Source organism: [Clostridium] ultunense DSM 10521 (assembly GCF_000511955.1).
In the GTDB taxonomy this organism is placed as follows: domain Bacteria; phylum Bacillota; class Clostridia; order Tissierellales; family Tepidimicrobiaceae; genus Schnuerera; species Schnuerera ultunensis.
Genome location: NZ_AZSU01000002.1, coordinates 111371 through 116780, shown reverse-complemented (window position 1 = coordinate 116780; position 5410 = coordinate 111371). Strand labels below are relative to the sequence as shown.

At 32.7% G+C, this 5410-nt stretch carries 6 protein-coding genes; 1 reads left to right on the top strand and 5 read right to left on the bottom strand.

Annotation, left to right across the window (positions count from 1 at the left end; translation table 11 throughout):
• Positions 1-505 precede the first annotated feature (505 nt).
• The 5 genes from ltaE to dnaX form a co-directional block, all read right to left on the bottom strand.
• Complete coding sequence (ltaE, locus tag CUL_RS0103400; protein WP_025640491.1) at positions 506-1534, bottom strand: low-specificity L-threonine aldolase; 1029 nt, start codon at positions 1532-1534, stop codon at positions 506-508.
• A gap of 187 nt (positions 1535-1721) precedes the next feature.
• Positions 1722-1889, bottom strand: a complete 168-nt coding sequence (locus tag CUL_RS18815; protein WP_157752614.1) for a hypothetical protein — start codon at positions 1887-1889, stop codon at positions 1722-1724.
• Between the two features lie 275 nt (positions 1890-2164).
• The gene (gene recR, locus CUL_RS0103390) at positions 2165-2764 is read right to left on the bottom strand and encodes a recombination mediator RecR (RefSeq protein WP_005584360.1); all 600 of its coding nucleotides are present in this window, start codon (positions 2762-2764) and stop codon (positions 2165-2167) included.
• 17 nt (positions 2765-2781) lie between these two features.
• Positions 2782-3117 carry a YbaB/EbfC family nucleoid-associated protein gene (locus CUL_RS0103385; RefSeq protein WP_005584359.1) on the bottom strand — a complete coding sequence of 112 codons (336 nt, stop codon included), beginning with the start codon at positions 3115-3117 and terminating at the stop codon, positions 2782-2784.
• 17 nt (positions 3118-3134) lie between these two features.
• Entirely contained in the window at positions 3135-4748 is a 1614-nt protein-coding gene (gene dnaX / locus CUL_RS0103380; RefSeq protein WP_005584358.1) for a DNA polymerase III subunit gamma/tau, read from the bottom strand.
• Positions 4749-5017: 269 nt separating this feature from the next.
• Here dnaX and CUL_RS19660 point away from each other — a divergent pair.
• Positions 5018-5410: helix-turn-helix domain-containing protein (locus CUL_RS19660; RefSeq protein WP_025640490.1), on the top strand; the 393-nt coding region annotated here is incomplete at its 3' end.

Below are 5410 nucleotides of genomic sequence, written 5' to 3'. Positions count from 1 at the left end.
CATGTTATGAAATGAACAAGTTCATAATACATTCTTCCATATATTAGATATTATTCGACATAAGTCTCCTTAATCCTTCAAAAAAATAAAAAACTTATGGAATATTTCAAAAACATTCCATAAGTTTTTTATAATCTATAAAATCAATGGATATAATTAACCATTTTAGTCCTTAATTATCTTATAGTATACTAATATATAAGATTAGGAACTATTATTTCAAAGCTTTTAATTCAAAAGATTTCGGAACCTTAAAATTTAGCTCCTTTCCAAAGTAATAAATATAATCATAAGGGGGTATAACGTTACATTATATTACACAATAAATGCGATGAATTTAAAACATAATCTTAATTAAATACTAGTAATACCACGTTATATATTAAATTTACATGTAACAAAATAAGCATATTGTTACATGTTTATAAATCTTTAATACGTCTGTCAATAGATGTTAACAAAAAATACGGCCTGAAAATTCATTTTCAGACCGCATTTTATTAAATTAATTCTTATTTACATATTTCTTTATACAATCAACTGCATAATCAATATCTTTTCTATTTACGTCATTATTAGTTACAAATCTTATTATATCTTCATCATCATTGGCCTTTATCCCTTTTTCTAGTAATACTTGAACAAATTCGTGAGAATTAAAATCCTTTATCTTTATTTGGCAAAATACCATATTAATTTGGACCTTGTCCATATCAACAAAAAAGCCTTCTATTTCATTCAATCTATTAGCTAAGTATTTTGCATTTTCATGGTCTTCTTCAAGTCTATCTACCATTTTTTCTAAGGATATTATTCCAGAAGCTGCAAGAACCCCTGCTTGTCTCATACCTCCCCCTAGTAATTTTCTCATCTTCCTAGCCTTTTTTATGAACTCTTTAGAACCGCAGAGTAATGATCCTACGGGAGAACATAAACCTTTGGATATACAAAAGGTTACTGAATCAGTATACTGGGCTATTTCTTTCGCTCCTACTTTTAAATAGGTAGCAGCGTTGAATAACCTAGCCCCGTCTAAATGTACCGGTATATGACTTTTTTGAGCAACTTGGTATAAATCCTCCATCTCTTCTAAAGATACTACTGTACCATCAGCTAAAGCGTTTTCTATACATAATAAGCCTGTACTCGGATAGTGAATATCTTCACCTCTTATCCTTTTTAATACATCTTCTTTATAAATCCTATTATCTGGGTTATCTACAATTGAATAACTAACCCCTGAAAGTCTAGCAGCAGCACCTACCTCATTTTTAACAATATGGCTATTTGCTCCCACTATTATTTCATCTCCTAATTTAGTATGGGTCATAATTGCTATTTGGTTACCCATGGTACCAGAAGGTATAAATAGAGCCGCTTCTTTACCTACCATCTTGGCTGCTAATTCTTCTAATCTATTCACTGTTGGGTCATCTCCATATACATCGTCCCCAAGTTCAGCCTTATACATTGCCTTTCTCATTTCTTCCGTCGGTTGAGTTACAGTGTCGCTTCTCAAATCGATATATCTCATATCCATCATCCTTTCTTAAGTCTATTAAGATTATTATAATACATTTATCCATAGATTTCTAAAAAATAACAAATAAAAACCATAGTTTAAAGGTAATATTCACCCTCAAACCATGGTGATAGTTCGCATAATATTATACTGGTATATTTTTTAATACTCTAATGTGAACCCCATTCCTTCCTACTATCTATTTCATTGCATTAACATTCTCATATATATTCATCAAATCGTCTTTAATCGTTTCTACTTTATCTTTAACTGATTTCATATCACCTTTAACCGATTTTAATTCTGCCAGTATCATTTTTAGTATTTCATTGTTTTCCATCTGTAACCTGAAAATAAAGTTCTTCAAGCTCCCATCCCCCCAAACCCTCCATTTTCCTACATTCCTATTTTTCAATGAAAATAAAGTTCTTCAAGAATTGGAACAGGAATAAGATTTAAGGGATAAGGGGAAAGGAAGGAAATTGTAGTAGTTTCAAGGGGTTGAAGGGTAAGAGGAAAGGAAAAGGGATATAAAAAAACAGGAGGCTTCTTGGATTTTAATCTAAGATTTCTCCTGCTTTTGAAGAACTTTATTTACTTGTTGAAGAACTTTATTTTATGGGGACACCATCTATCTCCCCCTTACAATTCCCTCCTATTTTCCATGGCTTTAGAGAGAGTTACTTCATCAAAATACTCTAAATCTCCTCCCACTGGAATGCCATGGGCTATTCTTGTAGTTTTAATTTCTAGGGGTTTCAACAGTTTTGCAATATATAAGGCTGTAGCCTCCCCTTCCACTGTCGGGTTTATGGCTAATATGACTTCTTCAACTTGCCCATTATATACTCTATTTAATAATTCTTTTATCCTAATCTCATCAGGACCTATGTTTTTCATAGGAGATATGACTCCATGAAGAACATGATATAATCCATTAAATTCCTTAGTTCTTTCCATGGCAATTATATCCCTTGCACCTTCAACAACACATATTATACTTTGGTCTCTTCTATCATCTTTACATATATGACAAAGATCATCATCTGTTAAATTGCAGCATTGGCTACAATAATGTACTTTCTCTTTTGCATCTGTAATTGAAGCGGCCAGTTTTTCTACTTCCAAAGGTTCCATTTCCAAAATATAAAAAGCTAATCTTTGGGCTGTTTTTCTACCTATGCCTGGAAGTTTAGAAAACTGTTCAATCAAATTTGCGATAGGTAATGCATAATAATTCATTTAGATCAACCTTTCCACTAGAACAGTCCAGGAATATTCATACCCCCTGTTAATTTGCCCATCTCCTTGGCCATCATTTCTTCTGCATTTCTTAATGCTTCATTTACCGCTGCTAATACTAAATCTTGTAACATTTCTACATCTTCGGGATCTACAACGGATTCATCTATTGTAATGGATAGAATCTCCTTTTTTCCATTAGCTTTAGCAACAACTGCACCACCACCTACACTAGCCTCTACCTCTGCTTCCTCCAATTGTTTTTGTATCTCTTCCATTTGTTTTTGCATCTTTTGCATCTGCTTCATCATATTTCCCATATTGCCCATTCCCGGGAATCTACCTTTTGCCATATTAATTCTCCTTTCAATTATTCTATTTCAACAATATTTTCTCCAAAGAAATGAACTACTTCTTGGATTGTGTCATTCTCTTCTTCCTTTAGGTCTTCTTCCTGTCCATCCTCCATGATAAAGTTTATATTAATATTTTTGTTGAAGTAAGAGGAAACTATTCTTTTTACAAGTTCTTTATTGTTAGGCCTTTCCATTGCCTCCATGTGGATGCCATAGCCATCCTTATATCCAATAGAAAGGTTATTGTTTAAAAAAGATACTAATCTTCCTTCCTTTAAAAAGGCATGAGTCCTAATATTGTTTTCTCTTACAATTTCTAATATTTTTCCCCATTCCTTCTTTATGGTCTTGAAGGATAATTCCTTTCCATCGTCTAATATTTGGACAGGTTCTATAACCTTAGGCTTCTCAACATTTTCCCTCTTTTCTAATTTTCTCTTTGGTTTTTCTGCTACCTTAGTTACTGCTGGTTCATTGATTTTAATTTCACCGCTATTAATTATGGTCTCTAACTTTTTAACTCTCTCCTCTAAGCTAGCCTGCTCTTCTAAGTTTACCAGTTTTATAGCTGCCATTTCAAGTATTATTCGTGGTTGAGTAGCCCATTTTGCTTCATTTTCACTTTTATTCAACACATCCAAAGATTTTAGAATAAATTCTAGAGCAATATTTTGGCTCTGATCAATATACATAGAAACTGTTTCCTCGTCCATATCCAAAATATCTGCAGAGCTTTTTGAAGTTTTTACGATTAAAAGATTCCTAAAATGGTATATTAAATCCTTTATAAATTGGTTTATATCCTTTCCCTGTTGTATTATCTCGTCTATTTTAAATAAAAGATTTTCGAGGTTCTTTTTCTGTATATCATCTACTATGGAAAATAATAAATCTGTATTGGCTATTCCTAATATATCTAATGCATCTTCATAAGTTAACTTTTCATCTTTATAGGACAAACATTGATCAAGAAGACTTAAAGCGTCTCTCATGGCCCCATCAGAATTTCTCGCTATTAGGCGTAAAGCTTTCTCTTCTACCGGTACATTTAATTCGTTGCATATCTTATCCATGTTGGCAACAATGTCCTTGTTCAAAATTCGTTTAAAATCAAACCTTTGACATCTAGAAAGAATAGTTTGGGGTAATCTTTCCATTTCCGTTGTAGCTAATATGAATATTAAATGTTTAGGCGGTTCTTCTAAAGTCTTCAATAGGGCATTAAATGCACCTTTTGATAACATATGAACCTCATCAACTATATATATCTTATACTTTGCCCTTGCAGGGGGGTAGACTACTTTATCCCTTAACTCTCTTATATCATCTACACTATTATTACTTGCTGCATCCATTTCTATAATATCCATTATGGATTCGTCTAGTATTCCCTTACATATTTCACATTCGTTACAAGGATTTCCTTCTACTGGATTCAAACAGTTTACTGCCCTTGAAAATATTTTAGCAGTGGAAGTTTTTCCTGTCCCCTTGGTTCCAGAAAACAAATAAGCATGACCAATATTTCCCTTTTGAATTTGGTTTTTTAACGTTGTCGTTATATGTTCTTGACCTAATACTTCATCAAAAGTCTTAGGTCTGTACTGCCTATACAATGCTTGATACATAAAACCACCCTTAAATCGTTTAATACATATATTATACCAGAAGGAGTAAATAATTACACCAAATTAATAATGTAAGCTGAAAGGTTCTTAATAAACTTTTGTATTAAACCATTATACCTATTAAAGTTGAACATTTAAAGGCCTTGCTCCACCTTTTAAAAACTATGATATGAGATAATACATTTGTGACAAGAAAACAATAAAAAAGGAAAGACCTCTGATATAATGTTGTTTACCATAACATACAAAAATCGGAGGGATCTTTCCTTATGAAAACAATTATAACAGAAGAGATGAGATTTCGTCAAAGGATAGTTGAGTATGCTATTAAATATAATAATAATGCCAAGGCAGCCAGGAGATATCATACCAGTAGGCAACAAGTATGGCGTTGGAGGAAAAAATATGATGGTACGGTCCAATCCTTAGCGAATGGTAGCAAAAGGCCACATTCACATCCTAATCAACATACACAAGAAGAGCTGGATTTGATTCGACATAAACACCGCTATCATCGGCATGAAGGATTGGCACAGGTTTACCGTAAATCAAGAGATGCCGGCTATAGAAGAACTTATGATTCAATGTGTCGTCAGATAAGAAAAATGAAACTAAATACACCAAAGAAAAGAAAAAGTTATCCTAAATCTACCTACCGAAGG